This window comes from Candidatus Protofrankia californiensis (genome assembly GCF_900634765.1).
Classification (GTDB): domain Bacteria; phylum Actinomycetota; class Actinomycetes; order Frankiales; family Frankiaceae; genus Protofrankia; species Protofrankia californiensis.
On sequence record NZ_CAAAFT010000021.1, the window covers coordinates 16,146 to 19,815 of the forward strand.

Genomic DNA, 3,670 nt, shown 5'->3' on the forward strand with positions numbered 1-3,670 from the left:
CCCAGGAACTTGGCCGCCGGCAGCGCGAAAAACATGATCGCGCTGCCTTTGGCCCGGCGGCCACGCGATCCGTAGGCTGGCACACGTGGATGATCCAGCGACCCGGGAACCCGGACCTCCGGAACCTCCCGGACCTCCGGGACGCCGGAACCGGGCGGACGTCTTCGTCCGGGTGGGAGCCGTGCTGTTCGCGATCGGTCTTGTCGCCACCGCGGTCATCATCATCCCGTTCTTCTTCGGGGCCACCGAACGGCCCACGTGGCTCAACGTGGTCGCGGCCGGTGGGCTGACCATCGGCTTCGCCCTCGCCCTGATCGGGATAGTGGCGGCCGTGCTCTCCCCCCCCGCGGTGGACGACGCCGAACCGGTCGGCACCGAGGGGAACCCGATCTGATCGGACGCCCGTCCGCGGGCGCTGTCGCCCTCGGGCACCGTCACCCCTCGCCACCGCCATCCCCGGGCACCGTCACCGTCCGCCACTGTCATCGCCTGTCACTGCCTGTCACTGTCACTGCCTGTCGCCATCGTCCCCGGACGCGCGCACCACGGCCGCCGGCAGCAGTTCGTTCATGGAACCCGACCGGAACCCGCGGGGATCGATCTCCACCCGATCGAAGCCCTCGACAACCGCCAGCAGGTCCGGGCGCGCGGACAGCGCGTCCACCCGGTCGGCGTCCACCTCGACCAGCGCCACGTCGTCGAGGTCGCGCACCCGCAGGTTCCGGACACCGAGCTCCGCGGTGGCCAGGGCCGCCCGCAGCACGGCCTCCGCGCGTTCGACCCGGGCGAGGCGTACCGGCGACACCTCGATGCCGTAGGCGATGCGGCTGGCCAGGCAGGCCGCGGCCGGCTTGTCCCAGGTCGACAGACCCCACCGCCGGGACGCCTCACGAACCTGCGCCTTGATCAGGCCGGCGTCGCGCAACGGGGTACGCGCCCCCCGCTGGGCCGCCGCACGGATACCCGGCCGGAACCCGGCCACGGCGTCGTCGGCGTTCGTACCGGTCACCACGTGGGCGAGCCCCAGGGAGTCCGCGAGCGGCCGCAGCGTCTCGGTGAGCTCCGCCTTGCAGAAGTAACACCGGTCCGGCCCGTTGGCCCGGTAGCCTTCGCGTCCCATCTCGTTCGTGGACGGCGTGAGGTGGCGGACGCCGAGCCGCGCGGCAAAATCGGTGGCAGCGGCAAGCTCGGCGGCCGGCAGGGACGCCGACACCGCCGTGGCCGCCGCCACCCGGTCGGCGCCCAGGGCCCGGACCGCGGCCGCCAGCAGGAACGCCGAGTCCGCCCCACCGGAGAAGGCGACCAGCACCGAACCGAGCTCGGCCAGCCGCGCGGCCAGGTCGTCGAGGCGGCCGGGCAGCAGGTGGGACGACAACCAGCCGCCGAACGCGGCCAGGTCGGGCAGCACGACGTCGGCTCCGGCCGCGCCCAGCTCGTCCGCCGAACACGGGCCGGTGGGTACCGCGACAGCCAGGGCACCGGCCGCGTGCGCACCGACGACGTCCCCGACATGGTCACCCACGTAGATCGTGACACCGTGGGCACGCATGGCCTCGGCTTTCGTTTCGGCGAACCGCCAGCCCTCGACCGCGTCCGCCTCGATACCGATGTGGGCAAGGCTCGCCTGCGCGAGCGGTCCGCTCTTGGCGGTGACGACAACCACCCGGCCGCCATGGTGACGCACCTGGGCAACCACATCGACCGCGCCCGGCATCGGCAGCGACACCGGCAGCGCGTGGACGGCGTACAGCTCGCGGTAGCGGGCCGCCATGTCCGGCACCCGCTCGGGCGGGAACCAGCGGGAGATCTCCTCCTCCAGGGGCGGCCCGAGGCGGGCGGCGGCCGCCTCGCCGTCGATCGTCACCCCGGTTTCAGCGGCCAGCGCGGCGTAGGTGGCGGTGACGCCGCGCCGGGCGTCCAGCAACGTCATGTCCAGGTCGAATCCGACGACCGGACCAGCCGTGACCGGCCGGACGGGCTTCACTCCGGCTGCCCCCGGCGGCCCGGCTCCCCCTGAGGCGGGTTGCCCCGGCACGGACGCGGACTGTCCTGGCACGGATGTCGACACATACCCGAGGGTAGTGACCGACGCCATGCCGCGGGTGCCCGCGGCCATGGGCCGGTTGGTGCACGGGGCCCACCGGATTGGTGCACCGGGCCCATCGGTGCACAGGAGTCGACAGTGCGCCGGGCTCGGCGGCGCACCAGTACCCACGATGCACCGATACAGTCTTCAGGCGTGGCCAGGGTCGTCGTGGACGTGATGCTGAAACCGGAGATCCTCGACCCGCAGGGGCAGGCGGTGCTCGCCGCGCTGCCGCGCCTGGGCGTGTCCGGCATCATCGGGGTACGCCAGGGCAAACGTTTCGAGCTGGAGGTGGACGGCGAGGCCGACGCCGACGTCCTCTCCCGGATCGACCGGCTTGCCGCCTCCCTGCTCGCCAACCCCGTGATCGAGGACTACGTCGTGCGGGTGGAGGCGGTGGAGACCGAACCCACCGGAGCCGAAGCCGAACCCGCGGCCACCCACCGCGGGTAACCCTCTACCTGGCCGCCGGGCACCCGCAAACTCATGATCGCGTGTCCTTTGGCCAAGCAGCCCTTATATGCCCTCCGGGCACGGAAAAACCCACGACCGTGTGCCCGTACCCGCCGGGGAGGTCCAGGTGATCGGTTCAGGCGGTCGGATCGGCCGGCGAGAGGAACATGACCCGGCGTCCGCACGAGTCACAGACCGCGACCCGCGCGTACGGTTCGTCATCCCCTGGGACAAGGTGCGCCAGCGGTACGATCCCGCCGCACCACGGACAGGTCAGCCAGGGCCCGTCCGCCCCGCATCCTGATGATTCCACATCGAGCGATTCCACGGTCATCACGGTCCCACCACGCGCCTTCCACCGCGGACGAAAAAGCGCTCTCGTGACCACAGCCGGCCGGTCGGAGGACCAAAGGCATTCTGATCATGTTTCTCCCGCGCCACCGGGAGGCCCAAATCCCCGGATGTTCCACCTCACACAATGTCCGGTAGCCAACAGCACGGGATGCCGGACGGATGGCAGGATGGCCGCGTGGGCTCGGATCAGATACCTTCGGTCACAATAGATCAACTTCCGGTGGCGGCTGCGTCGGATGCCGGACTGCTGCTCCTCGACGTCCGGGAGACCGAGGAGTGGGGTGCGGGGCATATCGCCGGAGCGGTACACATCCCCATGGGCGAGCTCCTCGACCGCATCGACGAGGTGCCGCGCGACCGGGACGTAGTGGTCGTCTGCCGGTCCGGGCAGCGTTCAGCCGCGGTCACGGCCTACCTGCACCGCGCCGGCTGGCGAGCCCGCAACCTCGACGGCGGAATGATCGCCTGGGACGCCTCGGGTCGTCCGATGGAGAACAGCGCGCCGCATCCCCCGGCTGTGATCTGACCGGTGTCCGCCGCGATCTGACCGGTGTCCGCCGTCACCGGCGGTCGCATCCGCGACACACCCACCCAAAACCGGCGTCATCGAACGGCACGGACGCCGGTCGGCGGGAAACTGGGCGCCATGACCCTCATCGAGCCCTCCATGTCGATGCCGCGTTCCCGGACACCGGCGGACCGAGCCCGCCGGCGGCGCGGCACCGCAATCCGGGGCCCCGCAATCCGGGGCGCCGCAATCCGCGGCACCGCAACGCG

The 3,670-nt window shown here is 71.7% G+C and carries 4 protein-coding genes; 3 read left to right on the forward strand and 1 reads right to left on the reverse strand.

Annotated elements, in window-relative coordinates; genetic code table 11:
• Positions 1-85: 85 nt before the first annotated feature.
• The gene (locus tag DD1DGNOD_RS00835; protein WP_131764702.1) at positions 86-394 is read left to right on the forward strand and encodes a hypothetical protein; all 309 of its coding nucleotides are present in this window, start codon (positions 86-88) and stop codon (positions 392-394) included.
• A gap of 114 nt (positions 395-508) precedes the next feature.
• Here DD1DGNOD_RS00835 and larE read toward each other — a convergent pair whose 3' ends face one another.
• Entirely contained in the window at positions 509-1,984 is a 1,476-nt protein-coding gene (gene larE / locus DD1DGNOD_RS00840) for an ATP-dependent sacrificial sulfur transferase LarE (RefSeq protein WP_283234640.1), read from the reverse strand.
• Between the two features lie 255 nt (positions 1,985-2,239).
• Between larE and purS the strand changes: the two genes are divergently transcribed.
• Together purS and DD1DGNOD_RS00855 are read left to right on the forward strand one after the other, a co-directional pair.
• The gene (purS, locus tag DD1DGNOD_RS00845; protein WP_131764701.1) at positions 2,240-2,539 is read left to right on the forward strand and encodes a phosphoribosylformylglycinamidine synthase subunit PurS; all 300 of its coding nucleotides are present in this window, start codon (positions 2,240-2,242) and stop codon (positions 2,537-2,539) included.
• Between the two features lie 529 nt (positions 2,540-3,068).
• Positions 3,069-3,419, forward strand: coding sequence for a rhodanese-like domain-containing protein (locus tag DD1DGNOD_RS00855; protein ID WP_131764699.1), 351 nt, complete (start codon positions 3,069-3,071; stop codon positions 3,417-3,419).
• The last annotated feature ends 251 nt before the right edge of the window (positions 3,420-3,670 follow it).